22 protein-coding genes are annotated in these 24,356 nt (G+C 67.0%); 11 read left to right on the top strand and 11 right to left on the bottom strand.

Annotation, left to right across the window (positions count from 1 at the left end):
• Positions 1–97 precede the first annotated feature (97 nt).
• From HTUR_RS16285 to HTUR_RS16275, 3 genes are all read right to left on the bottom strand, one after another.
• On the bottom strand, positions 98–1,369 hold the full coding sequence (locus HTUR_RS16285) for an MFS transporter (RefSeq protein ID WP_012944427.1): 1,272 nt from the start codon (positions 1,367–1,369) through the stop codon (positions 98–100).
• A 99-nt stretch (positions 1,370–1,468) separates the two neighbouring features.
• A complete protein-coding gene (locus tag HTUR_RS16280) occupies positions 1,469–2,704 on the bottom strand; it encodes a polysaccharide deacetylase family protein (protein WP_012944426.1) in 1,236 nt (411 codons plus the stop codon).
• 135 nt (positions 2,705–2,839) lie between these two features.
• Positions 2,840–3,436: a DUF6149 family protein gene (locus HTUR_RS16275; RefSeq protein WP_012944425.1), complete on the bottom strand. Its 597-nt coding sequence runs from the start codon at positions 3,434–3,436 to the stop codon at positions 2,840–2,842.
• A 266-nt stretch (positions 3,437–3,702) separates the two neighbouring features.
• Here HTUR_RS16275 and HTUR_RS16270 point away from each other — a divergent pair, with 266 nt between their 5' ends.
• The 6 genes from HTUR_RS16270 to HTUR_RS16245 all read left to right on the top strand — a co-directional run bounded on the left by HTUR_RS16270 (position 3,703) and on the right by HTUR_RS16245 (position 8,342).
• Positions 3,703–4,941 carry an NAD(P)/FAD-dependent oxidoreductase gene (locus HTUR_RS16270; RefSeq protein WP_012944424.1) on the top strand — a complete coding sequence of 413 codons (1,239 nt, stop codon included), beginning with the start codon at positions 3,703–3,705 and terminating at the stop codon, positions 4,939–4,941.
• 220 nt (positions 4,942–5,161) lie between these two features.
• A complete protein-coding gene (locus HTUR_RS16265) occupies positions 5,162–5,389 on the top strand; it encodes a hypothetical protein (protein WP_012944423.1) in 228 nt (75 codons plus the stop codon).
• A 79-nt stretch (positions 5,390–5,468) separates the two neighbouring features.
• Positions 5,469–5,879, top strand: coding sequence for a DUF7124 domain-containing protein (locus HTUR_RS16260; protein WP_012944422.1), 411 nt, complete (start codon positions 5,469–5,471; stop codon positions 5,877–5,879).
• Positions 5,880–6,013: 134 nt separating this feature from the next.
• Positions 6,014–6,898, top strand: a complete 885-nt coding sequence (locus HTUR_RS16255; RefSeq protein WP_012944421.1) for an aldo/keto reductase — start codon at positions 6,014–6,016, stop codon at positions 6,896–6,898.
• A 35-nt stretch (positions 6,899–6,933) separates the two neighbouring features.
• The gene (locus HTUR_RS16250; protein ID WP_012944420.1) at positions 6,934–7,692 is read left to right on the top strand and encodes a class I SAM-dependent methyltransferase; all 759 of its coding nucleotides are present in this window, start codon (positions 6,934–6,936) and stop codon (positions 7,690–7,692) included.
• 113 nt (positions 7,693–7,805) lie between these two features.
• Positions 7,806–8,342, top strand: a complete 537-nt coding sequence (locus HTUR_RS16245) for a DUF5815 family protein (RefSeq protein WP_012944419.1) — start codon at positions 7,806–7,808, stop codon at positions 8,340–8,342.
• A 97-nt stretch (positions 8,343–8,439) separates the two neighbouring features.
• On the opposite strand, the gene HTUR_RS16240 is transcribed toward HTUR_RS16245, so the two are convergent.
• A complete protein-coding gene (locus tag HTUR_RS16240) occupies positions 8,440–10,542 on the bottom strand; it encodes a hybrid sensor histidine kinase/response regulator (RefSeq protein WP_012944418.1) in 2,103 nt (700 codons plus the stop codon).
• A 338-nt stretch (positions 10,543–10,880) separates the two neighbouring features.
• Here HTUR_RS16240 and carB point away from each other — a divergent pair, with 338 nt between their 5' ends.
• The gene (gene carB, locus HTUR_RS16235) at positions 10,881–14,105 is read left to right on the top strand and encodes a carbamoyl-phosphate synthase large subunit (RefSeq protein WP_012944417.1); all 3,225 of its coding nucleotides are present in this window, start codon (positions 10,881–10,883) and stop codon (positions 14,103–14,105) included.
• A 66-nt stretch (positions 14,106–14,171) separates the two neighbouring features.
• Here carB and HTUR_RS16230 read toward each other — a convergent pair whose 3' ends face one another.
• Entirely contained in the window at positions 14,172–14,741 is a 570-nt protein-coding gene (locus tag HTUR_RS16230; RefSeq protein WP_049941776.1) for a DUF4188 domain-containing protein, read from the bottom strand.
• Between the two features lie 135 nt (positions 14,742–14,876).
• Between HTUR_RS16230 and HTUR_RS16225 the strand changes: the two genes are divergently transcribed.
• A complete protein-coding gene (locus HTUR_RS16225) occupies positions 14,877–15,527 on the top strand; it encodes a helix-turn-helix domain-containing protein (protein WP_012944415.1) in 651 nt (216 codons plus the stop codon).
• Positions 15,528–15,540: 13 nt separating this feature from the next.
• Here HTUR_RS16225 and HTUR_RS16220 read toward each other — a convergent pair whose 3' ends face one another.
• The 5 genes from HTUR_RS16220 to HTUR_RS16200 form a co-directional block, all read right to left on the bottom strand.
• On the bottom strand, positions 15,541–16,197 hold the full coding sequence (locus HTUR_RS16220; protein ID WP_012944414.1) for a metal-dependent hydrolase: 657 nt from the start codon (positions 16,195–16,197) through the stop codon (positions 15,541–15,543).
• A 201-nt stretch (positions 16,198–16,398) separates the two neighbouring features.
• Positions 16,399–17,133 (bottom strand): CehA/McbA family metallohydrolase, encoded by a 735-nt coding sequence (locus tag HTUR_RS16215; RefSeq protein ID WP_012944413.1) that lies wholly within the window; start codon positions 17,131–17,133, stop codon positions 16,399–16,401.
• Positions 17,130–17,828, bottom strand: coding sequence for a CDP-alcohol phosphatidyltransferase family protein (locus HTUR_RS16210; protein ID WP_012944412.1), 699 nt, complete (start codon positions 17,826–17,828; stop codon positions 17,130–17,132). The genes HTUR_RS16215 and HTUR_RS16210 overlap by 4 nt, the downstream gene beginning before the upstream one ends.
• Before the next feature lie 158 nt (positions 17,829–17,986).
• A complete protein-coding gene (locus tag HTUR_RS16205) occupies positions 17,987–18,562 on the bottom strand; it encodes a GNAT family N-acetyltransferase (protein WP_012944411.1) in 576 nt (191 codons plus the stop codon).
• A 112-nt stretch (positions 18,563–18,674) separates the two neighbouring features.
• The gene (locus tag HTUR_RS16200) at positions 18,675–20,333 is read right to left on the bottom strand and encodes a hypothetical protein (RefSeq protein WP_012944410.1); all 1,659 of its coding nucleotides are present in this window, start codon (positions 20,331–20,333) and stop codon (positions 18,675–18,677) included.
• A gap of 201 nt (positions 20,334–20,534) precedes the next feature.
• On the opposite strand from HTUR_RS16200, the gene HTUR_RS16195 reads away from it, so the two are divergent.
• Entirely contained in the window at positions 20,535–21,698 is a 1,164-nt protein-coding gene (locus HTUR_RS16195) for a hypothetical protein (protein WP_012944409.1), read from the top strand.
• 59 nt (positions 21,699–21,757) lie between these two features.
• The gene (locus HTUR_RS16190; RefSeq protein WP_012944408.1) at positions 21,758–22,543 is read left to right on the top strand and encodes an ABC transporter ATP-binding protein; all 786 of its coding nucleotides are present in this window, start codon (positions 21,758–21,760) and stop codon (positions 22,541–22,543) included.
• A 10-nt stretch (positions 22,544–22,553) separates the two neighbouring features.
• On the opposite strand, the gene HTUR_RS16185 is transcribed toward HTUR_RS16190, so the two are convergent.
• Entirely contained in the window at positions 22,554–22,928 is a 375-nt protein-coding gene (locus tag HTUR_RS16185; RefSeq protein WP_012944407.1) for a cupin domain-containing protein, read from the bottom strand.
• Between the two features lie 320 nt (positions 22,929–23,248).
• On the opposite strand from HTUR_RS16185, the gene HTUR_RS16180 reads away from it, so the two are divergent.
• Positions 23,249–24,340: an endonuclease/exonuclease/phosphatase family protein gene (locus HTUR_RS16180; RefSeq protein ID WP_012944406.1), complete on the top strand. Its 1,092-nt coding sequence runs from the start codon at positions 23,249–23,251 to the stop codon at positions 24,338–24,340.
• Positions 24,341–24,356 lie beyond the last annotated feature (16 nt).

The following is a 24,356-nucleotide window of genomic DNA, read 5'->3' as shown; positions in this document are numbered from 1 at the left end:
CGACGGAGCCGTTCTCATTCTTCCCTCGCTTTGCCGTTTGATCGGTACCTTCGGCCGTCGGTACGCTGTCCCGTTCGGACCCTCTGACCGTACAGCGTCAATCGTCCGCTTCGGCTTCGATTTCCCTCGCGTCGGTCGCGAGCCGCCCGCTACCGACCAGCAGGCCGCCCGCGAGCAGGCCGCCGACGAGGGCGAAGCCGGCGATCAACGCGAAGAACGCCGCGAGCGAGAAGCCGCCGAGGACGAAGCCGCCGATGGCGATGCTCGCCGATCCGAAGCCGAACTCGCCGAGGTAGGTGTAGCCGTAGGAGAGTCCGCGACTGTCCGCGGGCGTGTAGACCGCGACGGCGTTCTGGTAGAACGGCTGGATCGAGAACAGGAAGAATCCGAAGGCGCCACAGAGGGCTGCGATCGCGACCACGCCCATGCCGGTGACGGGAACGAACGCGACGGCCAGCACCGCGAGGACGGCGAAGATGGCAATCATGCCACGGGCCGGTGCCACGCGGTCGGTCAGTTTCCCGCCGGCGTACTGGCCCGCCATTCCGACGACCAACAGCCCCACGTAGATGTAATCGGCCGGCTCGATCCCTTCGAGGCTCGCGGGGACGGCGAAGCTGGCCATCGCCTCGAGACCGTGGAGGATCTCGGGCAGGTAGGTCAACATCCCGCGGTAGTACAGCCCCTCGAACATCACGATGGCGAAGACGATGGCGAAGGCGCTCGCGAACAGCGTTCGCGTCTCCGCGAACAGTTCCGAGACGGACAGCGCCTCGTCGGGGCTGGCGTCGACGTCGTCGTCGACGGCTGCGGTCGGATCGAACGACGCGCTGAGGCCGTACAGCACCGCGAGAACGCCGGGGACGGCCAGCAGCGCTGCGACGAGCTCCCACTCGAAGACGACGAGCAGCGTCGCCGTGACGAACGGGCCCAGGGCGATGCCGGCGTTGCCGGCGATCCCGTGCCAGGCGAAGACGGTGCCCCGCTCCTCGACGCCGGTGCTGATGAGCGCCAGCCCGGCGGGGTGGTAGATACTGGCGGCGACTCCCCACAGGACGAGGGCGAGGGCGATCGCGTAGACCGACCTCGCGAACGAGAGGATGAGGAAGGCCCCGCTCATTCCCGCGAGACAGGCCAGGATGAGCCGCTTGGTCTCGTATCGATCCGAGAGGATGCCGCTCGGCAGCGCGCCGATCCCGAAGAGCGCGTAGCCGAGCGCGACGACCTGTCCGAACAGGGCGACGCCGGTGTCGAACGTATCGAGCCAGACGACCAGAAAGATCGGGATCGACGTCTCGAACCAGTGGACGAGCGCGTGGCCGGCCATGGTGAAGCCGGCGATCGATCGGTCATTGCTATCGAGTGCCATCGAATCGTCTCGTTGTTGAAACGGGTCTCCCCGGACACTTAGCGGCTTGGATCCCGACACCGCCCGAACGCTTCTCGACGGGCGCCGAGTCGGCCTCCCTCAGAACAGGAACCGCTCCTCGAGATGTCGGGGGAGAATCACCTCGAGTTCGCCCTTCGACTCGTACTCGTGGATCGTTTCGACCATCGTCTCGAAGGCCTCGAGGTGGTCGTCCTCGAGGCGGTGGAAGAAGAGACCGGTGATCCCGCGCTGTTCGACGGTGTGTTCGAGCGCGCTTCGGACGCGTTCGGCGCTGGGGTTGCCGATTCTGGAGGCCAGTTTCGTATTCGTCGTATAACCCTGGGCCGGCGGGCCGCCACCGAAGCCGATCGAGTGGTACTCGTCGACGAGTTCGATCGACGTCGCGTCGTACTGGCCGAACGGGTAGGCGAAGTAGTCGGCGCCGTCCTCGAACCCTCGCTCGACGAGCCACTCCTTGCCCGCCCGGATCTGAGTTTCCTGTTCGTCGCTGTCGAGTTCGGGCAGTTTCGGGTGGTTCTTCGCATGGTTCGCGACGCACCAGCCGGCGTCCTGGAGTTCGCGGAGCTGGTCGACCGTCAATCGGGGATCGCCGCCGACGTCGTCGCCGCCGATGTACCCGGAGTTGACGAACGTCGTCGCGGGATAGTCGTACGACTCGAGGCGCGGCAACGCTTCCGTGTAATCGGTGACGTGTGCGTCGTCGAACTGGATCATCACCTGCCCCGTCTCCGGCCGCGGCGTGAAGTGAAGGTCGTCGAACCAGACCGTCCGTCGCTCCCCCTCGGCCGTCCAGAGCCGCAGGGACACTTTTCGGACGCTCGCCGCGTCGAACGCCGGATCGATCTCGCTGACGCCGAAGTTGTACCGCTCGAGGGGGAGGTCGCCGACGATCCCGCGACGGTACTCGACGGCGGCTCCCTCGTCGTCGACCAGTCGAAGCCACGGGACGACGAGTTCGTCCGTCGCGACGGCGACGCCGGGAACGACGTCGGTGAGATCGCGAGGATCGGCGAACGTCCTCGTGAGTCTGGCCATTTGCTCGGTCTTGCCAACCGTCAGCTGGGCGCTCTGCGAGCCGACGGCGGCGCGGTCCGGATCCGCCGTAAGCGTCCCGCCGGCGACCGTCCACGCCTCGAGGTCCTCGAAGTCGTCGACGGTTCTGGCGGCGTCGGGGAGATTCGCGGCGGGATCGCTCGGCGGCGGCGAGTCGTCGTTGTTCCCTTCGTCCTCGTCGAGCGCGGGCGAGTCGGCACAGCCCGCCAGTCCGAGCCCCGCTGCCGACGCTGCTGCCGCGAGATACGTTCGTCGGTTCATCGACCGAAAACAGATCTGCAAACAATATTGTTACTGTTAGATTACTATCCGGTAGACGAGAACAAACGTCGAAAGCGCTGGTGCGAAATGCGGGCTCGATCGCGAGTAGGCGCGGCAGAATGGACCGAACGTCGGTCAGTCGGCCTCGATATCCTCGTCCTCGAGATCGACCGCGTTCGAGACGTCGACGTCGTCCGGCTCGTCTTGGCTACCCACGACGAGGTCGCCGTCCTCGGTCTCGACGTAGACGTCGTCGGCGAACCCGCCCTCCGCGTGGGGGTGTTCGGGCTCGTCGAGTCGTTCGGGCGTCGAGGGCGCCTCGGGAATCCCCTCGGGCGGTTCGAACTGGCCGAGCGGGTCGTCGATCGTGATGTCCCACCGCTCGAAGAAGTCGCCGTAGCGCTCGTAGTGGGCCTCGAGTTCGTCGACCGGGATCTCCATCATCTCGGTCCAGCCGTGGTTGTAGAAGTCGAAGTTGGCCTGAATGTGGGTGATCTCGCGGGCTTCGGCCTCGGAGAACCCCGCCTGAAGCGCTCGCAGGTAGGTGTCCATCGTCGCGTCGAAGAGGCCGTCGAGGTGGGCCGTTCGCTCCTCCGCGTGGGCGGGGTCGGCCTTTCCGGTGAATATCTTCGTGTGCAGTCTGACCAGCCCCGCGTTGGCGACCGAACGGACGCCCGGCGTCTCGAGGGCCTTTCGATAGGCGAAGTGTTTCGCGTTTTGACGGAGTTTCATGCGACGATGTAGGCAGTAGCGCCTAAAGAACGGTTCGGACAACTATGAAGGGTCGGCGAGATACCGACGGCTCGCTCGGACGGTCGACCGTCGGAGATACCAGCAAACCTTGCAACGTCAAGTATCGGAAACGGAAGACCGACGTGCGATTACCGTTTTGACAGTTTGCGTCCGATTTCAGCATACAACTGTTGTGGCGAAACTCCCGCTGGGTAAAATAGACGAGATAGCAATCCACTTTAACCCGCATTACGAACGGTCCGAATATGACCCATTACGTGATCATCGGTGACGGAATCTCCGGCAGCTCGGCTGCCGAGACCCTCCGGGAGGAGGATCCGGAGGCGACGATTACCGTCATCACCGATGAGGGGGAGCCACTGTATAACCGCATTCTCATTAAGGAACACGCGAAGGGGAAACTGCCAGAAGCTCCCATCTCGATTCACGAGGAAGAGTGGTACGAGGAGCGCGATATCGAGCTCTCGTTGAACACCCACGTCACGAGCGTCGACACGGACGAGCGGATCGTCCACACCTACGACAGTGGCGAGATCGAGTACGACAAGCTCCTGGTCGCGACCGGCGGGACGCCGACGCAGCTCCCGGTCGAAAACAGCGACGCCGACGGCGTCCACCACTTCTGGACGTTTCAGGACGCCCGCGGGATCCGCGAGCACGCCGAGCAGTCCGATCGGGGCGTCATCGTCGGCGCCGGCCTGCTGGGAATCGACTTCGCGGCCGTCTGTGGCGCGCAGGGTATCGAAGCCGACTACCTGATGCGCGGCGACCGCTGGTGGCGCTACGCGCTCTCGGCCGACGGCGCCGAGATCATGCACGAGGGCATGCGCGAGGTCGGCGTCGAACCGGTCTTCGACAGCGGCGTCGACCGCTTCGAGGTCGACGACGACGGACACGTCACCGCCGCGGTCGACCCCAACGGCGACCGCTACGACTGCGACTTCGCCGGTGTCGCCATCGGGCTGACATTCAACACCGAGTTCCTCCGGGGAGCCGGTCTCGAGCAGAACAACGGGCTCGTCGTCGACGAGTACATGCAGACTAACGTCGACGACGTCTACGCCGCCGGCGACATCACGCGCTTCTACGACGTCCTGCTCGGCGATCAGGCCCAGAACGGCTCGTGGGGCTCGGCCAAGGAACAAGGTCGGGTCGCCGCGGTCAACATGGCCGCCGACGACGAGGAAGAAGAGTTCGAGTGGGTCTCCTCGTACTCCATCACGCACTTCGACTTCCCCTTCCTCTCCTTCGGCCACCCGACACTCGGCGACGAACACGCCGAGCGCAAGTACAGCGACACCGAGTGGCGACGCATCGCCTTCAAGGACGGCAAGATCGTCGGCGGGGTCCTCATCGGCGATCTCTCGCCCCAGAGCAAGTTCAAACAGCTGATGCGCGAACAGCGTGACGTCGCCGACCAGGCCGAGGTCCTCCTCGAGAAGCAGGTCGATCTGGACGAGCTCGCGCCGGCACAGGAACAGTAGCGGTCGTCGACGGTGGCCGGCCGCGATCCGGTCGCCGCTCGCGGTCTCATCGTCCGTTCACGGACTGATTTTACTTCCCCGCGATCGGGTATCAACGCCCGTCATATCGAGGTCACGTTCGACGTTCGGTACTGCGATCCGGTCGGTTCGATCGATTCGAGACACCGATTCTCATCGATCTCGGCGGAACCGTTAAGTAGTATCACGACATTTGGTAACAATGAACATGGGTTCCACTGAGCTCCTCCAACGACGAGTCCGACTCGAGCGCGCCGACTCCGTGTCGTCGGACGCGACCGTCCGCCACGTCGATCAGCTCGATACGGACACGCTGGAGGCGTTCTACGAGTGTCTCGAGGAAAATCGCCCGGTCCCTGAGTCAGCGGTAAATCTCGAGGCCGGCGAGGTAATCGTCTTCACGGAGTACTATCGCGTCGTCAGCGTCTAACCTCCGGCTTCGCCGCCCCCGCTCTCGGCCCGTCGGAAGTATCGAAGTCGTTTTCCCGCGTGCGCGCCTTCGATGACCTATGAACGGCGATAGCGACATGACCCTGGCGTTCGAACTCGAGGCGCTGAAAGAACTCGCCTCGCCCGAGAGCGTCTTCGAAGACGCCAGAGGCTGGACCGAGTACATCGGCGTTGTCTCCGAGAAACCCACGTACGTCGTGACGAACTTCACTCGGAAGAACCGCATCCGGCAGGACTTCTTCTCCGGACCGCGGGGCAAAGCCGAGAGCCTCGAGGGCGTCAAAGACCAGTTCGACACCGACCGGTACGTCTTCATCGGCTCGACCGAGGCGGACGAACAGCTCGCCGACGAGGTCGACTGGGAGTATCTCGACGTCGAGGACGCTGCCGAGGCGGCCGACTGGATCATCGCCGCGAACACCGAGACCGGCGACGACGACGCCGAACCGGTCCGCGACGACTGGCCCTGACCGCGACGGCCCCCGACAGGCCGACCGAGCCGCCGCTCCTTTCTCCGCTCGTTCGGTGAGACACCGCAGATTCGAGCCATCGTTCGGACTGCCGATGGCCCGTGACTTATGTGCGACCTCGCCGATGGACCGGTATGGAAACGCGTAACTTGGGCCCGACCGGCCACGAAAGCACCGTTGCGACCTTCGGTGCGATCGCACTCAACTGGCTCGAGCAGGAGGGCGCGAACCAGATGGTCGAACTCGTCCTCGACCGCGGCGTCAATCACTTCGACGTCGCGCCGACCTACGGCGACGCCGAACTCAAGCTCGGCCCAAAACTCCGCCAGCACCGCGAGGAGATCTATCTCGGCTGCAAGACCCAGGAGCGAGACTACGACGGCGCGCGCCGGAAACTCGAGCGCTCGCTCGACCGACTCGGCGTCGATCACATCGACCTCTATCAGGTCCACGGCCTCGAGTACGAGGAGGAACTCGAGGAGATCACGGGCGATGACGGCGCCCTCGCGGCGTTTCGCGACGCCAAAGAAGAGGGGCTGATCGGCGACATCGGCCTCACGAGCCACGGGAACCCGCAGCTCATTCTCGACGCGATGGATCGGATCGACGACCTCGCGACGGTGATGTTCCCACTGAACCCGGTCGTCGCCGCGAAGGGCGACGACGACCACGATTACGAGGCCGTCCTCGAGCGCGCCGAAGAGGCGGGGATCGGCACGCTCGGGATCAAGGCCTTCGCGAAGGGATCGTGGCCCTCGACCGAGGAGTTACCCGAAGCGGATCGGCCGTACTCCAACTGGTACGAGCCGGTGGATACGCCCGACGAGATCCGCGAGCGGTTCGACTTCGCCGCGTCGCAGGGCCTCTCGACCGTCGTCACGCCCGGCGATCCGAAGCTCGTCGCGATGGTGCTCGACGCCGCCACCCGGTACGACGGGATGGCCGAGAGCGAACAGCGCTCGCTCATCGCGGACGCGCGCCACGACGACAGCCCGGTCCCCGAACAGCTCCACCACTGAACCGCCCGCGACGGCGAGGCGACCCGCGAGACCACATGGACGTTCCACGCACCGTCACGACCGCCCTCGAGGACCGCCCGATCGAGGGGGCGGTCTGTCTCGAAGCCGGGGCCGGCGTCGGCAATACGACGGCGGGGCTGCTCGCGAACGGCGCGGCGCGGGTCTACGCCGTGACCGACGATCGAACGCACGCGGAGACCACGCTCGAGCGCGTCCGATCGCCCACCGATGACGATGGCAACGACGACCCGAGACGAGCACGCAATCGACTCGCCGTCCTCGAGGCCGACCTCCGCGCGATCCCGCTGCCCGACGACGCAGTCGAGGTCATCACCGCACACGGGCTGTTCAACGTGGTCCCGCCCGCCGATCTCGACGCGATCGTCGGCGAGTTGACCCGCGTCGCCGCGCCGGGCTGTCACCTCGTCGTCGACGACTACGAGCCGTTGCCAGACGACGCCGCCGTTCGCGACCTCTTCGCCCTCGAGAACGCGGCCGCACGGCTTGCCGACGGCGAGCCGATGCTGACCTTCTACCCGGCCGCAGCGCTCGGCCGACTGTTCGCCGGCTACGGGTGGACGGTCGATCGGCGCCGAACGCTGTTGGACCCGGTCCCATGGACTGAGAGCCACCTCGAGGCCCACGCCGCGGTAGTCCGCTCGAGGGTCGACGCGCTCCCCGCGGACTCGGAACTGGGGGCCGCGTTGCTCGAGCGGGCCGACGCCCTCGTCGACGGGATCGGTTCGGAGTCGGCCGGCGAGATGTACAGCCTCGCCCTGCGCCGGCCCGAGTGAGCGACGGCGACGGGTCTCGGCAGGCGATCGCGGCCGTTGTCCACCCGACTCGAGGCGTCACCCGTACGTCTCGAGTCGTCGCCCTTTTGGCTCGCCCCCGCCTACGAGGAGCAATGGCAGAGCCCCGCGTTCCGGGATCCGGCGGCGACCGGCACCTCGAGCTTCCCTGCGGCAACTCGATCGACCCCCACGAGATCGATCTGGGGATGCGCGAGTACGCCTGTCCCTGCGGTGCGTCCCACGCCGTCGTCACGGACGTCCACCCGCCCTCGCGCTTTTTCCCCGAATCGCTCGTCGCCGTCCTGCGGGAGACGATCGAACCCGCCGACGAGTTCGAGGAGTTCGGCACGCCCCACCTGCTGGGGGTCGTCATGGAGGAGTTCCCCGAGAAGGTCCGCACCTACGACGCCAGCGACGACGGCGCCGTCGGCTACGCAATGTTGTGGATGACCGACTTCGACGCCCGACGGCTCCACGAGATCGTCGTCGAACTGGTGGTCGAACTGATGGAACACGCGGTGAGCCACGCCGACGACGACACCGCCATCTCCGAGTTCGAGACCCAGATGCTCGAGTTCGATGTTGCGGAGTTCGTCGACCAGTACCGACGCCAGCGCGAGTTCGAGAGCGAACACGACCGCGCGCTGTGACTACTCCCACGACTGAAGTCGTGGGCGTTCTCCTGCTTCCATGTAACGGCGCCTCGTCTCCTGGGGAGCCGTGTTCGATAGCGGCCCGCGAGATCCGTCACGGCGGGATGGAGACGGCCAACCGCAACCCGCCCGCGTCGCTTTCCTCGACCACAACCGACCAGCCGTGGGCCTCGACGACCTCCGTGACGATCGCCAGCCCGAAGCCGGTCCCCTCGGCGTCCGTACTGTAGCCCCATTCGAGGACGCGGTCGCGGTCGCCGGGAGGGATGCCGGAGCCGTCGTCTGCGATCGCGAACCCCTCGATGGTCGGCTCGATCGTGACCGTCACGGTCTCGGATCTCTGTTCCGTCGCAGCCCGAAGAGCGTGCGAGTCAGGGCTCGTGGAGCCGTGCTCCACGGCGTTACGGAACACGTTCTCGAAGAGGACGCACAGCCGCTCCTCGTCGCCGTCGACCGTCGGCAGTGCCCCGTCCCAGACTACCTCGAGGTCTCCCTCGGTCGTCCGCTCGGCGCGCTCGACGACGGCGGCGAGGTCGACCGGCTCGGTCTCGGTCAACCGCCGGCCGCTCCGGGCCAGGGTCAGGACGTTCTCGATGAGTGCGTCCATCCGCGCGAGGGCCCACTCGATCTCTTCGACGTGGCGGTCGGTCTCGCCGTCGCCGTTGATCCGGTCCGTGAGGAGATCGAGGTGGCCCGTCGCGAGCGCCAGCGGGTTCCGGAGGTCGTGCGAGACCGTACTGGCGAAGGCCTCGAGCCGTTCGTTCTGGCGCTCGAGTTCGCGGCCGTGCTCGGCGAGTTCGCTCTCGCGCTCGGCGCGGTCGAGGGCGGCCTCAGCGTTGGCCGCGAGGATCCGCGCCAGCGTCAGCGCCTCCGGATCGAAGTCGTTCGGCTCGAGCGAACTCGCGATGAAGATCCCGTGATCGCCGAGCGGAACGTGGGCCTCGCTGCGAATCGGCGTCTCGGGGTTGCGAACGTTCGACGTCTGCCGGACGTCGCCGTGGACGATCTCCTCGCCGGCCTCGTAGGCGTCCCAGGCGATTCCGCCGCCGGGTTCGATGTGCGATGTGATCCCGTCGAACAGTTCGAGCATGCGGTCGCTCATCGCGACGGGAACGAGTCCGCCTCGCTCCTCGTCGGTCGCGTCCGATCGGGCGTCCCCGTCGGTCGACTCGCCGGAGGCGCGGGACGCCGATCGCGTCAGCACGTTCGGCTCGTAGAGGTAGACGGCGTTGAGATCGAGATCGAGCGCGTCGGCGGCGATCTCGGTCACGATGCGGGCGATTTCGTCGGTCTCGGTCGCCGCCATCAGCCGCCGCGTCCCGTCGTGGAGCCGTCGGATCCGCCACTCGCGTTTCGCCCGCTCCGAGACGTCACGGATCACGCCCACGCTCCCCGTCAGCGTCCCGTCGGCGTCGACCAGCGGCGCGACGTTGACCTCGGCGTCGCAGGTCGTTCCGTCGGTCACTTCGACGGTCAGGTCGACGGTCTTCCACGCCCGACCGTCGATCGCCCGTACCTCCTCGAGCGTCGACCGAATGCAACCGGCGTCTTCGGCGGCGACGAAGTCGTCAATCGGCCGGCCGCGGAGTTGCTCGCGCGTCGTCTCGAACGCGTCGGCCATGGCTTCGTTGGCCATCTCGATGCGGTCGGACTCGTCGAGTACGTACATCGAGTCCCCGACCGTTTCCACGAGCGTTCGGTATCGCTCGAGGTCCTGCTCGTGCTCGCACTCCTGGCTCGGGCCCCGCGGCCCCGCCCGCTGGTCCGTCCGAGCGCGGATCGTTCGGTTCGCATCCAGTCCGGTCACGGCTCGCAACTGCTCGCGGAGTCGCTCGACCGAATCCGTCCGCCCCTTCGGAACGTATCCGGAGAATCCGGCGGTGATCGCCTCGCTGGCGAGCGTCTCGCTCCCGTCGGCGGTGTAGAGGACGAACGGGACGGTCGCGAGTCCGTCGGCTCGCAGGGAGTCGTACAGCGTGAGCGCGTCCATGTCAGCGTCCAGGCCGTCGAGGCGGTATTCGGTGACGACGCAGGCGTAGGCGCTCGACTCGTCGGCGAGCGCGTCGCGAAGGGCAGCCGCCGTCGCTACCCCCTCGACGTCGATCGCGGGGTCGGCCGCGCCGGCCGCGAGGTCGCGTGACAGACGCCGTCGAGCCGTCTCGTCGGGATCGACGTACAGCACGGCTCTCGACGGCATCGAACGTGAGCGTCCGGCGTCGACCATCTCGTTGCGTACGAACAGTAACGGAGCCACGATAAGCGATTCGGCCGGCGCGCGCACGGACTCACGCGTCCGATCGCCGAACTGCCGACCTCGAGACGGTGGCCGTAAACGAGCGCCGATCCGTGAAACGGTGCGGCGGATCGCACCGGGGATGAGAGACAATCTCGGTACTTTCCGTCGAAACGCCACGACGGATCGCCCCGTCGACGACCCCTATCGAGCCCCCGGTTCGAATTTCGAAAAGCCATTTCGAGATTCGTACTGTATCGTGGGGCTTATTACGATGTGCGAACTCCGGACGAACAAGAGAAATGAGTACGGACCAGCCAAGCGAGGGCGAGACAGGGGACGGACGCACGATTCTGCTGATCGGGAGCGGCCCGATCCAGATCGGACAGGCAGCCGAGTTCGACTACTCCGGCGCACAGGCCTGCCGGGCGCTACAGGAGGAGGGCGCCCGCGTCGTCCTCGTCAACTCCAACCCCGCGACGATCATGACGGACCCGGAGATGGCCGACCGCGTTTACATCGAGCCGATCACGACCGAGGCCATCGCCGAGATCATCCGCAAGGAGCAACCCGACGGCGTCATCGCCGGGCTGGGTGGCCAGACCGGTCTGAACGTCACGGCCGAACTGGCCGAAGAGGGCGTTCTCGAGGAGTACGATGTCGATATCATGGGGACCCCCCTCGATACGATCTACGCCACGGAGGACCGCGACCTCTTCCGCCAGCGCATGGAGAAGATCGGCCAGCCGGTTCCGAAGTCGACGACCATCTCGCTCGAGGAGGGCGAGCAGGTCTCGGAACTGACCGAGGAGGACCTCAGAGAGCGCGTCGAGGCCGCCGTCGAGGAGGTCGGCGGGCTGCCGGTCATCGCCCGCACCACGTACACGCTGGGCGGCTCCGGCTCGGGCGTCGTCCACGAGTTCGACGAACTGCTGGCCCGCGTCCGCAAGGGCCTGCGCCTCTCGCGTAACAGCGAGGTGCTGATCACCGAGTCCATCGCGGGCTGGGTCGAGTACGAGTACGAGGTCATGCGCGACGCCGACGACTCCTGTATCATCATCTGCAACATGGAGAACATCGACCCCATGGGAATCCACACCGGGGAGTCGACGGTCGTCACGCCCTCCCAGATCGTCCCCGACGAGGGCCACCAGGAGATGCGCACCGCCGCGCTCGACGTCATCCGCGAACTCGGCATTCAGGGCGGCTGTAACATTCAGTTCGCCTGGCACGACGACGGCACGCCAGGCGGCGAGTACCGCGTCGTCGAGGTCAACCCGCGCGTCTCCCGCTCCTCCGCGCTGGCCTCCAAGGCGACCGGCTACCCGATCGCCCGCGTGACCGCGAAGGTCGCACTCGGCAAGCGCCTCCACGAGATCGAGAACGAAATTACCGGCGAGACCACCGCCGCCTTCGAGCCCGCGATCGACTACGTGGTTACGAAGGTGCCGCGCTGGCCCAAAGACAAGTTCGACGACGTCGACTTCGAGCTGACGACGGCGATGAAGTCGACCGGCGAGGCGATGGCCATCGGCCGAACCTTCGAGGAGAGCCTCCTCAAGGCGCTTCGCTCGAGCGAGTACGAACCCGACGTCGACTGGGCCGAGGTCAGCGACGAGGAACTCGAGGAGCAGTATCTGGAGCGTCCCTCCCCTGACCGCCCGTACGCGATGTTCGAAGCCTACGAGCGCGGTTACACGGTCGACGAGGTCGTTGAACTGACGGGCATCTTCGAGTGGTACGCCGAGCGCTTCAAGCGCATCGCCGACTCGTCGCTCGCCGCCCAGGAGGGCGACTTCACCGAGGCCGCGATCGCCGGCCACACCAACGCGTCGATCGCCGCGACGGCCGGCGCCGACGTCGACACCGTCGAACAGGAGGTGCCGGGTCGCACCTACAAGCAGGTCGACACCTGCGCCGGCGAGTTCGAGGCCGAGACGCCCTACTACTACTCCGCCCGCAAGAACGAGTACGAGAAAGGGCCGCTGCTGGGCGACGCCGCGTCGGGCGAGCTCGAGGTCGACCGCGACTTAGAGAGCGTGATCGTCGTCGGCGGCGGACCGATCCGCATCGGACAGGGCGTCGAGTTCGACTACTGTTCGGTCCACGCGGTCCAGGCGCTTCGCGACATGGGCATCGAGGCCCACGTCGTCAACAACAACCCCGAGACCGTCTCGACCGACTACGACACCTCCGACGGCCTCTTCTTCGAGCCGATCACGGCCGAAGAGGTCGCCGACGTCGCCGAGGCGACCGGCGCCGACGGCGTGATGGTCCAGTTCGGCGGCCAGACCTCCGTCAACATCGGCGAACCGCTCGAGGACGAACTCGAGCGCCGCGGGCTCGACTGTACGGTCATGGGCACCTCCGTCGAGGCGATGGACTTAGCCGAGGACCGCGACCGCTTCAACGCCCTGATGGACGATCTGGGCATCGCCCAGCCGGAAGGCGGCGCCGCCCACAGCAAGGAAGAGGCCATGCAGCTGGCCCACGAGATCGGCTACCCGGTCCTCGTGCGCCCCTCCTACGTGCTCGGCGGCCGCGCGATGGACGTCGTCTACGACGACGCCGAACTCGAGACCTACATCGAGGAGGCCGTCCGCGTCTCCCCGGACAAGCCGATTCTGGTTGACGACTTCCTCGAGGACGCGGTCGAACTCGACGTCGACGCCGTGGCCGACGGCGAGGACGTTCTGATCGGCGGCGTGATGGAACACGTCGAGGCCGCGGGGGTCCACTCCGGCGACTCGGCCTGTATGATCCCGCCGCGCTCGCTGGACGACGAGACGCTCGAGCGCGTTCGCGAGGTCACCGAGGACATCGCGACGGCGCTGGACACCGTCGGGCTGCTCAACGTCCAGCTCGCGGTCCGCGACGGCGAGGTCTACGTCCTCGAGGCGAACCCGCGCTCCTCGCGTACCGTCCCCTTCATCTCGAAGGCCACGGGCGTCCCGATCGCCAAGATCGCCGCGAAGGTCATGGCCGGCGAGACGCTGGCGGACCTCGCGATCGAGGAACAGATCCCCGAGCAGACCTCGATCAAGGAGGTCGTCCTGCCGTTCGACCGCCTGCCGGGCTCGGACCCGCGTCTCGGCCCGGAGATGAAGTCCACCGGCGAAGTCATGGGCAGCGCCGACACCTTCGGCAAGGCCTACGACAAGGCCCAGGACGCGACGAACAAGCCGATTCCCGAGTCGGGTACCGCGATCATCGACCTCTCGGCCGACAAGTTCCCGGACCCGGAGACCGAGGAGGGCGAGGCACTGGTCGACGGCTTCACCGAGTACTTCGACCTCTGCGAGGAAGTCGACCTCGCACAGGCCGTCCGCGAGGGCAAGGTCGACCTCATCGTCTCCCGCGACCGCGACCTGCTCGAGGTCGCCGTCGAGGAGGAAATCACCTACTTCTCGACGCCCGCCAGCGCGTCCGCTGCGCTCGAGGCGCTCGAGGCGAAGGACGAACCGATCGACGTGCAGGCGATCACCGACCGTCCGAAGCGCACCGCCGAGTGGGGCCGCTCGGACTGACGAACTGACGGACGACGCTCTCACCCCGGTTTCGCCGTTTTTCTCGTTTTCGAGCGCAGCGGCGGGTTAGTCCGTCCCGTCCTCGCCGCTGCTCTCATCCGCATCGCTCGCGTTTCCGATCCGACCAGCTGCCGACTCTCGCCGACCGGTCGCGGGGACGATTTCCGTTCCCTCGCTCGCGGCGAGTCCGTGGGGCGGCACGTTGTCGTACACCGTCTCGTACTCGCCGGCGGCCACGCGATACGTCTCGTGCCAGATCCCGACGGCGCCGTTCTCCCTGCGCTTCAGGTAGGACCGCCAACCGTCGACGTGCGAGCGGTCGCCGTCGTGAGCGTACTCCTTCAGCGCGTCGAACGACTCCCAGTACTGGACGAACCCGATGTGTCGGATCCCCGGTCCGACCACCGTTCGACTCCCGAGCAGTCCGGAGTCCGGGTCGGCACGGAGTTCGCGGACCATCCGCGGACCGAAGAGGAGTATCGGAAGCCACAGCTGGATCTTCCAGAGGGCGTTGATTCGCATGCCGATATGAAAGACAACGATTCCTCCGTCGCGCTCCGCGGTGACTCGTTGTTCGATCGGTTCCGCTGCGTTCTTCGTCCCCGAATCGCCGTCCCAACGGTCGCGTGTTGTCATCACACTCATACTCGTGGCGCTCCCACTTGCCGATTACACTAACATGTTAGCGAGCGCTCCGAGCGACGACGCTCTCGACGGTACCGTCCGACGCGGACCCGCCAGCCGAAGCGTTCGCGCCGTCGTCGCTCTCCAATGATTCGCGCCCGATTTCGCATCCAACTGCCCGATGGCATCTGGGTGCAAACGCTCTCGCAGCGGTTTTCCGATGCGACCTTCGCGCTCCTCTCGGGTTACCGGTCTGACGAGACCGCAGTCGAACTCGGCGAGGTCACGACGGACGCCCCCGACGCGGTCGTCGACGCGCTACGGACCCACCCCTCGATCCTCGCGTTCGAACGGTTGGAATCGACCGAGCGGCGCGTCCTCGGGAAGTACGAGACGACCGACACGGCGCTCTACGACTTCGTCGAGGAGCCGTCGCTGCCGATCGAGTTTCCGGTCACGGTCCGGAACGGCCGGTTCGAATTCGATCTGACCGGGACCCGCGAGGAACTCGAGAACCTCCGGGCGACGCTCGAGGCGTCCGGACTGGCGTACGAACTCCAGTCGCTGGTGAGAACCACGGAGACGGAGTCGCTGCTCACCGATCGACAGCGCGAACTCCTCGAGATCGCGATACGAGAGGGCTACTTCGAAGTGCCGCGGGACTGCACGCTCGCGACGGTCGCCGAAGCAGCCGGCATCGACAAAGCGACGGCCAGTACGATCCTCCGTCGAGGCGAAGCGAAACTGGTGAAATCGGCCCTCGCCGGCCCGGGACGGGCCGACCGACGCGAGCCGTGACGATTCGATCGGTTCAGCGTCCGAACCGGATGTCGACCGTCGTCCCATCGGTTTCCGTCTCCTCGACGGACACCGCGGGGAGAACCGCGCGCAGTCTCGTCGGGACGAGACTACCGGCGACCGCGCCGATCGTCGCGAGTCGTTTCCGACAGAGCGCGTAGACGCCGGCAAACGCCACGAGAGCGATCAGCGCGCGGTCGACGGCCGGCGCGGTCAGTCCGGAGCCGATCGCGACGGCCGCGAAGGCGAGGCAGACGACGAAGTCCTCCGGCGCGCCCGAGTAGCGGACGTACCGACGAGGCCGGTGCCAGCGCCCGAGGACGTGGTTGTAGACGCCGTTTTCGGTCACGGGATTCCACGGCTCGCGCTCGGCGCTGCCGCCGAGGACGTCCGAGAGCGAGTGGAGGGCGGCGGCTCCGACGGCGACCGTCAGGATCAGCAACGCGCTCAATCCCGTCAGGAGGAAGAGTCCCGAGAGCGCGAGCGTCGCGACCGAGAACCAGACCGGAAAGTGCAGCGTCTTCCGGTGGCGCGCCACCAGATCGGCGTCGGGCGCGAGGCCGCCGAGGAACGCGGCCGCGAGGACGGCCGGCCCGGCGTACTCGCCGACGACCGGCAGGAGGAACACGGCGGCCGCGAGAGCCATGAACCCGTGGGTGAGCGCCATCATAGCGGTACTGTTCGGTACGTAGTTCTCAATCCTGATAAAGAAGCGCCTTTTCGTGGTCGTGTTAGTCAGGCTGGACTCGAGCGGCGACGGAGCGTTCGATCGGATACAACTCGAGCGAAGCCCCTCGAGTCACAGCGACAGCGCGACGAATCAGCATATCGCGGCCGGATCGCCGACCGCGTTCGCCGCGGCGAGACGGAGTCAGAACAGCGAGAGCGATGTGGTCTTCAGCCGGGCGTTGCCGACGACCTTGGTCAGGTACTGCCAGGTCGTCGTCCGGTCGCCGACGGGGTCGGTTCGGCCGGCGCGCATCGCCTCGAGGACCGTCTCAGTCGCTGGGGTGGCGTTCGGTGACGAAACGGCGTCGGCGGGGAGTCGAACGTCGGTGGCGGCACGGCCGACGTTTTCGGGACGGTGGGCGTCGCTGGCGCCGAACCGAGGGTAGTCGCGGCGGATCGCGAACCGGTCGGCCTGCCGGTTGCGGACGTTCGTGACGGCGTGGGCGTTGTAGACCTCGACGCCGTCGACGTCGTCGATCGCGGCCCTGCGGGCGCCGTGGCGCGAGCGCTGGAACGGGTGGGCGACGACCGCGATTCCGCCGGCCTCGCGCACCGCTCGGGCCGTTCGGGCGAGTGGACGGCCGGGTTCCGGCGCGGCGTCGACGCCGAGTGCGAGCAGGTGGCCGTCGGCAGTCGAGACTTCGCAGCCGACGATGACGAGGAGATCGTCGGGCGCCAGTCGCGCGACTTCGCGGGCCCCGTCGATCGTGTCGTGGTCGGTGACGGCGATCCCGTCGAGGCCGGCGCGGCGGGCCGCGTCGACCAGCTCTGCCGGCGTCGTCGTCCCGTCGTAGGACGCCGCGGTGTGAACGTGGGTGTCGATTCGGAGCGTTTGCGGCCCCGAATCGACCGCGGCGTATTCGGCCCGACGCGTCATAGGTAGCCGAACTCGAGGCCCAGCGCCAGGCCGACGGCCGCGACCGCGGCGAGGCCAGCCAGCACGTGGGTGCCGTCGGTCTTGTAGGCCTTGTAGTCCGAGACCATCAGCGGGCAGGCGGCGGCGACGAGCAGCCCCGCGATCCAGCCGTTCCACGGGGCGACGAGGGCGGCGACGAAGTAGTTCGCGACCACGAGGAGGTTCGTGTGGACGACGGTGGTCCCGTGGTAGTAACTCGCGCCGCCGTCGGAACCGAATCCCTCCTCGTTGTGTCGGACCAGTCGCAGGCCGCCGAAGGCGAGCACGAGGAAGCCGACCACGAGGCTGGCGAATACGTGCGGCGCGAGGACGAAGTGATAGAGCAGCACCGCCGGCACCAGGTAGGCAAAGATGTCGATGAAAGAGTCCACCTGTCGGCCAAAGGGCGATGACGTCCCCGTGCGGCGGGCGTACCAGCCGTCGACCTTGTCCAGCAGGAACGCGCCGAACATGGCCAGCAGCGCCCAGTTGGGTTCGCCGCCGACGAACAGCAGCGCGCTGGCCCAGCCGACGAACAGCGCCCCGAGGCTGATGTAGTCGGCGCCCGTCAACTGTTCGAGCACGTTCGTTCGGTCCGCCGTCGTCCCGACGCGCCGATCGGCGAGATCCAGTCGGTTCCTGACGCCCCGTATCGCCTCTCGCAGTTCGTTGGTCATCCGCTCGAGTGGTACCTCTACCCGAATCGGAATAAAGCTGCTCCGAGAACTATTTACTTAGTACGCATCTATATAGTTCTTGGTCGCTACGTACCGGTACGGAGTCCCAGGCGATCGACGCGAAGCATCGAATTCACCCTCCTCGGGGCGTGTTCCGGTCAGGACGGTCGCACCGACCGGTGGGAAAACGGCCCGATTCTGACGTAGCGGCGGCGGCGCGAAGGGGTGAAGCCGTGGCGTTCGAACAGGGCTCTCGAGGGGCTATTGTCGAGCGCGACCAGCGCCGTCGCGCGCTTCGCACCGCGTTCCCGAGCCAGCCGGCAGGTCTCGCCGACCAGCGCCGTCGCGATGCCGCGATTGCGGTGGTCGGGATCGACGAAGACGCGCCTGATGTAGGCTCCCTCGAAGCGCAGTTCTCGCTCGAGGGGGTGGATCTCGTGAGTCGCGTCGACGGAGCAAAACAGGTAGCTGCGGGGACGGCCGTCCTCGAGCGCGGCGACGACGAGTTCGTCCGGTCGGAGCTCCTCGACCGGCGCGTCGAGCGCCGTGACCGTCGACGGATCGCAGACTTCGACCGTATACGCACTGCGCTGGCTCCCGCCGTCGGCGGCCGGCGCGTCCTCGAGGTCGGCGACGTACTCGATCATCTCCGTCGCCGTGATTCCGCGCCGTGCGAGCGCGTCGTAGACGGCGCGACCGTACCGATTCCGTGTCAGCCGCCACAGCCGTGGCATTGCGCGAGCGGTTTCTCGGCCCGCGAGATAAGTATTGGGCCGCCGACACCGGGACGTCGACGGTCGCCGGCGTCGAATACGAGTACGGCCGCGCTCGAGGAAATTCGGGAATTCACTCGAGCGTGTACCAGTCGAACCGTTCGACGGCGTACAGGTACGAGATCACGGGTGCGATCAGGCCGGTCACGAGGACGGCCCACGCGGCGATCGTGATCCCGCGTGCGGAGACCGACACCGTCGGACCGGGCAGCCACGTCGAGACGGCGAGCATAGTGTCGGCGATCAGTTCGGGGGCCTCGGCGTAGAGCACGACCGCGGCGATCGCGGGGAGGATGATCGCCAGGGAGTAGACGACGAAGGCGGTCTTGCTCGGCATCACCGCCTCGCGGTTGTTCGTGACCTTGACGCTGCCAAAGCGGGGCGCGGCCGTGCCGATACCCGTCGCGAGCGCGGGCGTCACGACGGTGCCGACGGTGGTGCCCGCGGCCAGCGCGGCCGTTCGCTCGAGCGAGAGCGGGCTGGCGAGGCCGAGCGCAAGCGCGCCAACGAAGCCGATCGGGCCGGCGACGAGCGCGCCGGCGACGACCAGCCCGGTGATCGCCTGTCGGCCCGACAGCGGCGACGCCACGACCGCGGGCAGCCCGCGGCCAAGATCGCCCAGCGGGTTGAGCGTGAACAGCGCGCCGGCGGCCCAGACGAGGTACACCGAGAGGATCACGGCGATGTGCGCGGGCACGCGTCCGGTCTGGACAATCTCCTGGAAGAACGCGATCGAGCCGAACAGCGGGTAGGCCACGTACGCCAGCCGGATCGGCGCTCGCTTCGTCCGCCGGATCGCGGTGACGGTTACCGCTCGGACCGGTCGCGAGAGGCCGCGACCCAGCAGGTCCGCGAGCCGGTTCGACGACTCCGTCGCGGTCGCCTCTTCCTCCTCGAACCGGGCCGGATCGGCGAACCAGTGGACGCCGGCGATGGCGATCGCGACGGCGAACGCGACGGCGCTGACGGCGACGGCACCGACGACGCCGCCCAGGATCGCCGTGCTCGAGGCGTCGACGTTCGGGACGGCCGCGAGCAGGATGTGGCCGGGCCAGCCCAGCGGCGTGTCCTGGAGGAGCGAGAACAACCAGCTTGTGAGCCCGTCGATGCGGCCCGTCGCGAACACCCACAGGTACGCGGCCCAGAAGGCGGCGAACACCAGGATGCGGAAGCGAGCGATCGGTTCGTAGACGGTGACGAGGTGTCGGACGCTGATCCCGATCACGAAGCCGGTCGGGACGGCGGTGGCGAGGGCGAGACAGACGAGCAGCGGGCCGACCAGAACGGGCCAGACCGTGCCGGTTCCGTAGGCGAATGCGCCCGAGAGCACGAGCGACGCGGGCAGGAGCCAACTCCCGAACAGCAGTATTTCGGCGCCGATGACGCCGATGACGGCGTTTCGAAGCGACGTCGAGGTGAGGAGGAACTCCGGTTCGTCCGGATCTGCGGCCGTCGAGAACGCGCGTAAGGTCGTGAAGAAGACCAGGAAGAACCAGCCGACGCCGACGCCACCGGTGACGAGGTTCGTCGCGAACGCGGCGGTGTCCGACGAGACACCGTCGGCGAGCTCCGCGCCCAGCCGCGGGAGCATATAGCCGCCCGCGAGAAGGATCGATCCGCCGAAAACCAACGCCAGAAACCCCGTTACGAGGAGTTTCGTCGTATCAGACGTGACCGTTCGCACCGTCCGCCGAAACTCCGTTCTGGCGACGAGCGCGGGGATTCCCGTCATCAGCGATCGCCTCCGTTCTCGTCTCGACGTGTCGTCGTCGCGGGGGCCATAGTCGGAAGCGCGTCGCGCATTCAGTAAATAGTTCGGTTTCTGTCATGCGAACGGACGTCGATCGATCCCGTTGCCGTCCTCGTTTAGTCTACCGAGTTAGAACGTCTCGGGTCCTTATAGGCCCTCAAGCGCTACCCCGGGCTGCGACCCATGACCGACCAGACCAGACGCGACGTGCTTCGCCTCGCGACCGTATCGACGACCGCCGGCGTTTTCGGGCTCGGTTCGGCGGCCGCCGCGCAATCGGACGACAGCGAGTGGGAACGGGTCGACTCGCCGACCGGAAAGGCGTTGAACGACGCCGTCGATACCGCGGCGGGGCCGTTCGCAGCCGGGGCCGACGGAAACGTCATCGTCCGTCGCGAGGACGGCTGGCAGACGGTCGTGGCGTACGGCCCGCAGGCCCGGAGCCGTCGCTTGACCGGGATCGATGCCACCGACGACGGCCGTGCGGTCTGGTTCGTCGGCGGCAGCGGCGTCATCGGCGAGTACGACGTCGAGACGCGGACGCTGACCAACTACTCCGCGCCGAAGGGGAAGACCAGCACCTGGGAGGACTGCGCCGTGCGGGGGACCGCCGGCGAGGACGAGCGGGTGTACTTCGTCAACGGCTCCGGTGAACTGCTCGTCGGCGTCCGGCAGGACGGCGGTGCGATGCAGTACGAGGAGGTGATCAAACCCGGCGGCGGCTCGACGATCCCGGGTATCGACTTCCACGCCCGAGAAGCAGGCCACGTCTGCACCACGAGCCAGTTCGTCGGGGAGACTCCCGACGGCGGCGAGACATGGGAGCAGATCGGAATCGACTTCGCGGGCGGCGCGTTCTTCGACCTCGCGAGTCAGAGTCAGCGGGACGTGAACGCCGCCGCGGGCTCGGGGATCGTCTATCGGTACGACGGCTTCCGGTGGACGCCCCACGTCGTCGACGACAAGCGACGGGCGATCCGGGCCGTCGACCGCGACGGGGCCGACGGACTCGCGGCCGGCGACGGAGGGACGATCTACGAGCGCCGGTCCGCCGGCCAGTGGGAGCGCTACGAAACCGGCGTCGAGGCGAAACTCGACGGCGTCGCGGCGGGAGCGACGTACGACGTCGCCGTCGGCGACGCCGGCACCATCCTCGAGCGACCGGCCGGCGACACCGGCTCTGGCGGAGACAGCGGTACCGACGCGGGCGCCGGAAACGAGACGAACGAGACGGCGAACCAGACGAATACGACGTCGCTCGACGCCACAACCGTCTCACTGAGCGCAACGGATCCCCTCTCGGTCGAGAACTACGTCGAGAGGGAGTGGACGGCGCCGGAGCAGTAGTCTCCTCCCCACCGTGATAAATGACACACCTTTAACTATATTCAGACGAAGCAAACCGTATGAGTCCTGCTGCCGGCCCCGCTATCGAGACCGACGGGTTGACCAAACGATACGGGGAGACGACCGCCGTCTCCGACCTGACGATGGACGTCGACCGCGGGACGGTCTACGGCTTTCTCGGCCCGAACGGGGCCGGGAAGACCACGACGATGCGGATGCTGACGACGCTGGTGCGACCGACGTCGGGGACGGCTCGCGTCGCCGGCCAGCCGATCACCGATCGCGACGCCGTCACGCCCCACATCGGCTACCTCCCCGAGGAGCCGCCGATCTACGACGAACTCACTGGCCGCGAGCAACTCGAGTACGCCGCCGGGCTCCGCAATCTGCCGGAAGCCGAGTCATCCGAACGGATCGAATCGATGCTCGACCGGTTCGGCCTGCGCGAGGACGCCGACCGGCGAATCGAGGGCTACTCGAAGGGGATGCGCCAGAAGGTCGGCGTCATTCAGGCCGTGTTGCACCAACCGGCCGTCGCCTTCCTCGACGAACCGACCAGCGGACTCGATCCCCGCGCGGCCCGGACGATGCGGGAGACGATCGCCGATCTGGCTGACCAGGAGATGACGATCTTCCTCTCGACGCACATCCTCCCCGTCGTCGACGAACTGGCCGACGAGATCGGCGTGCTCCACAAGGGCACACTGGTCGCACAGGGCGACCCCGAAGAGCTGAAATCCCGCGCGGAAACCGGCGAGGCCCGCAGTCTCGAGGAGGCGTTCCTCGAGGTGACACAGGAGACACCCGAGGCCGAGGAGCGGTCGGCGGAGCCGTCGATCGAGTGATACCCAGCCGTCAGTCGGGGTCGAAGACACCCTTTTGAAGCCCCTCGCGAACGGGCGCGTGTTCCTCGTCCGTCGGCGGCGGCGCCGTAACTAACAGCGCCTCGAGTCGTTCCTCCTCGGCGGCGCGCACGCCGCGGTCGACGTCGGCCGGAACGACGACGACGTCGTCCGGTTCGACGTCGTGTTCGGCGTCGCCCTCGCGGACGACGCCGCGTCCGGACCGGACGTAGATTGTCACATCGCTACCCGGCGCGTGGACCGGGATGAACTGTCCCGGCTCGAAGTAGCCGAGGACGACCTTTATCCGATCGTTCCGGAAGACCGGCGCGGTGCTGAATCGCTCCTCGTCGTACGTCCGTTCGGCGTCGAAGTCAGTTGCTGGCATCAGTGATCATCCTCGGCGACTCCCGGAATTACGCATGCGAAAGCGTAAACAGGCTGACCGGGTCGCTTTTCCCCCGAACGTGTTAGCTCCGTCGCGATTGGAACGGGACGCTCGATCGACCGGCGGTTGTCTCGTCCGGATGAAGCACGGCTGCCGCCGTTTGCATCCGCTGTCGTCTCCACTACGAGAGGATTAACGCAACTGTCGCCCGTGGTCGGCTTCGGCGATTCCAGTAACGTACTCGCACGGACACAAATTTTAGTAGATATAGATAAAATATTAATAGTGAAGTTCGGTTGTCGAGCGATAGTCAGTGACGCATGACTGACAGCGCGGACCTTCCGACGTTTCGACGGCGAACGGCACTGAAAGCCGGCGCGACCGGCCTCGGCGGCGTACTGCTCGGCGCGACGGGCGCTTCGAAGTCCGTCCGGGCGGCGCCCGAGTCCTACCGGTTCCTCTGGGTGAACGCGTGGCTCGCCGACGGCATGGAGGGCGTCGCGGGCCTACCCTTTACCGTTGCAGCGAAACCGCAGTACCAGGAGCGGGCGAGCGAACTCGGCAGGCGACTCGTCGAGGAGGGCTACGATATCGTCGGACTCTGTGAAGTGTTCAACGACGAGCAGGAGACGGTCGAGACCGAGTACGTCGACGGTGCCGGTACCGGAACGGCGATCGCGGGTCCCGGTCCGGACGGCGGCGAGAAAGGTGCGGGACTGCTCGATCTGGTCGCGGGCGTCACCGTGACCGACCACGCGACGCTCGAGTACGACGCCGAACCGAGCGACCATCTGACCTACGTCGACGCCCACGTCGGGAAAGGAGCCAACTACGTCGAACTCGACCTCGGCCCCGGGAAGGTCGACCTATTTACGACGCATCTGGTGTCCGGCTCGCTCCTTCCGTGGACCGACGGCGGTGACGAGGACATCCCGGCGCTCCGAGGCCAGCAACTCGAGGAACTGGGCGCGTTCGTCGCCGAGCAGACCAGCCCGGAGAACGTGACCCTCGTCGCGGGCGATTTCAACATCGCGCCGGACGGCGCGGCGGCCGACGCCCTCGAGTCGTTCGCGTCGACCGCCGGGCTGTACGACGCGTGGCTCGACCACGGGAGCGGACCGGGCGGCACGAACGACGACGCGATCATCGACGGCTGTGCCTTCGACCCGAGCGGTGCGCCGCCGGCGTACTGCCCCGGCGACGACGCCGGCGAGCAAATCGACTACGTCTTCCTCGAGGAGCCGACGGCCGACCACGAGATGGAACTGCACGTCGACGCGCTCGAGCGCCGTGTGTTCTGGCGGGAACTCGCGCCGCCGGATCAGTTTTACGCGGACGACGGCGGCGAGGTGCCGAACTACCTGGCCGATCACGTCGGACTGGACCTGTCGCTGACGGCGACGGACGCGTGAGACGCGGGTCGTTCGA

It is taken from the genome of Haloterrigena turkmenica DSM 5511 (assembly GCF_000025325.1).
Classification (GTDB): Archaea; Halobacteriota; Halobacteria; order Halobacteriales; family Natrialbaceae; genus Haloterrigena; species Haloterrigena turkmenica.
The sequence above is the reverse complement of the archived record's forward strand: the minus strand, read 5'-3'. Positions and strand labels throughout refer to the sequence as shown.

Bases quoted from the DNA above. Each gene is read 5' to 3' on its own strand.
- HTUR_RS16285 (WP_012944427.1), bottom strand. From the start codon at position 1,369: ATGGCACTCGATAGCAATGACCGATCGATCGCCGGCTTCACCATGGCC.
- HTUR_RS16280 (WP_012944426.1), bottom strand. From the start codon at position 2,704: ATGAACCGACGAACGTATCTCGCGGCAGCAGCGTCGGCAGCGGGGCTC.
- HTUR_RS16275 (WP_012944425.1), bottom strand. From the start codon at position 3,436: ATGAAACTCCGTCAAAACGCGAAACACTTCGCCTATCGAAAGGCCCTC.
- HTUR_RS16270 (WP_012944424.1), top strand. From the start codon at position 3,703: ATGACCCATTACGTGATCATCGGTGACGGAATCTCCGGCAGCTCGGCT.
- HTUR_RS16265 (WP_012944423.1), top strand. From the start codon at position 5,162: ATGAACATGGGTTCCACTGAGCTCCTCCAACGACGAGTCCGACTCGAG.
- HTUR_RS16260 (WP_012944422.1), top strand. From the start codon at position 5,469: ATGAACGGCGATAGCGACATGACCCTGGCGTTCGAACTCGAGGCGCTG.
- HTUR_RS16255 (WP_012944421.1), top strand. From the start codon at position 6,014: ATGGAAACGCGTAACTTGGGCCCGACCGGCCACGAAAGCACCGTTGCG.
- HTUR_RS16250 (WP_012944420.1), top strand. From the start codon at position 6,934: ATGGACGTTCCACGCACCGTCACGACCGCCCTCGAGGACCGCCCGATC.
- HTUR_RS16245 (WP_012944419.1), top strand. From the start codon at position 7,806: ATGGCAGAGCCCCGCGTTCCGGGATCCGGCGGCGACCGGCACCTCGAG.
- HTUR_RS16240 (WP_012944418.1), bottom strand. From the start codon at position 10,542: ATGCCGTCGAGAGCCGTGCTGTACGTCGATCCCGACGAGACGGCTCGA.
- carB (WP_012944417.1), top strand. From the start codon at position 10,881: ATGAGTACGGACCAGCCAAGCGAGGGCGAGACAGGGGACGGACGCACG.
- HTUR_RS16230 (WP_049941776.1), bottom strand. From the start codon at position 14,741: ATGACAACACGCGACCGTTGGGACGGCGATTCGGGGACGAAGAACGCA.
- HTUR_RS16225 (WP_012944415.1), top strand. From the start codon at position 14,877: ATGATTCGCGCCCGATTTCGCATCCAACTGCCCGATGGCATCTGGGTG.
- HTUR_RS16220 (WP_012944414.1), bottom strand. From the start codon at position 16,197: ATGATGGCGCTCACCCACGGGTTCATGGCTCTCGCGGCCGCCGTGTTC.
- HTUR_RS16215 (WP_012944413.1), bottom strand. From the start codon at position 17,133: ATGACGCGTCGGGCCGAATACGCCGCGGTCGATTCGGGGCCGCAAACG.
- HTUR_RS16210 (WP_012944412.1), bottom strand. From the start codon at position 17,828: ATGACCAACGAACTGCGAGAGGCGATACGGGGCGTCAGGAACCGACTG.
- HTUR_RS16205 (WP_012944411.1), bottom strand. From the start codon at position 18,562: ATGCCACGGCTGTGGCGGCTGACACGGAATCGGTACGGTCGCGCCGTC.
- HTUR_RS16200 (WP_012944410.1), bottom strand. From the start codon at position 20,333: ATGACGGGAATCCCCGCGCTCGTCGCCAGAACGGAGTTTCGGCGGACG.
- HTUR_RS16195 (WP_012944409.1), top strand. From the start codon at position 20,535: ATGACCGACCAGACCAGACGCGACGTGCTTCGCCTCGCGACCGTATCG.
- HTUR_RS16190 (WP_012944408.1), top strand. From the start codon at position 21,758: ATGAGTCCTGCTGCCGGCCCCGCTATCGAGACCGACGGGTTGACCAAA.
- HTUR_RS16185 (WP_012944407.1), bottom strand. From the start codon at position 22,928: ATGCCAGCAACTGACTTCGACGCCGAACGGACGTACGACGAGGAGCGA.
- HTUR_RS16180 (WP_012944406.1), top strand. From the start codon at position 23,249: ATGACTGACAGCGCGGACCTTCCGACGTTTCGACGGCGAACGGCACTG.